The following is a 557-nucleotide window of genomic DNA, read 5'->3' as shown; positions in this document are numbered from 1 at the left end:
TCGGGCAGCTCGTCCCTTCAATTGTCGCGCCGATCCGGGGCAGACTGGACGTCCTGATCACCACGCAGGTCCGAGGGGCGATTTCCAGCCCTTTTGGCTGTGGGACAGCTCACCGCCGGGTAACGATTAGCTAATGGGATGATGTCAAGCATGAAGGGACGCGTCCTTGTCGTCGACGACGACACCGCACTGGCCGAGATGCTCGGCATCGTGTTGCGTGGAGAAGGTTTTGAGCCGTCGTTCGTAGCGGACGGTGACAAGGCATTGGCTGCCTTCAGGGAGGCCAAGCCGGACCTCGTGCTGCTCGACCTCATGCTGCCCGGACGGGACGGCATAGAGGTGTGCAGGCTGATCCGGGCCGAGTCGGGCGTGCCTATTGTCATGCTCACCGCCAAAAGTGACACGGTTGACGTGGTCGTGGGCCTGGAGTCCGGGGCCGACGACTACATCGCCAAGCCGTTCAAACCGACGGAGCTGGTGGCCCGCATCCGGGCCCGTCTGCGGCGGTCGGAGGCGCCCGCGTGCAAGCAGCTGGCAATGGCTGACCTCGTCATCGA

Annotated in this window: 1 protein-coding gene; it reads left to right on the top strand. The window is 63.9% G+C overall.

All coding sequences use genetic code 11. The annotated features are described in order from the left end of the window. Window positions 1-138: 138 nt before the first annotated feature. A partial coding sequence (locus G3I71_RS46140; protein ID WP_203733070.1) for a response regulator occupies window positions 139-557 on the top strand: 419 nt, incomplete at its 3' end.

Source organism: Streptomyces sp. SID12501 (assembly GCF_010550245.1).
Lineage (GTDB): Bacteria > Actinomycetota > Actinomycetes > Streptomycetales > Streptomycetaceae > Streptomyces.
This window is presented reverse-complemented; position numbering and strand designations above follow the sequence as displayed.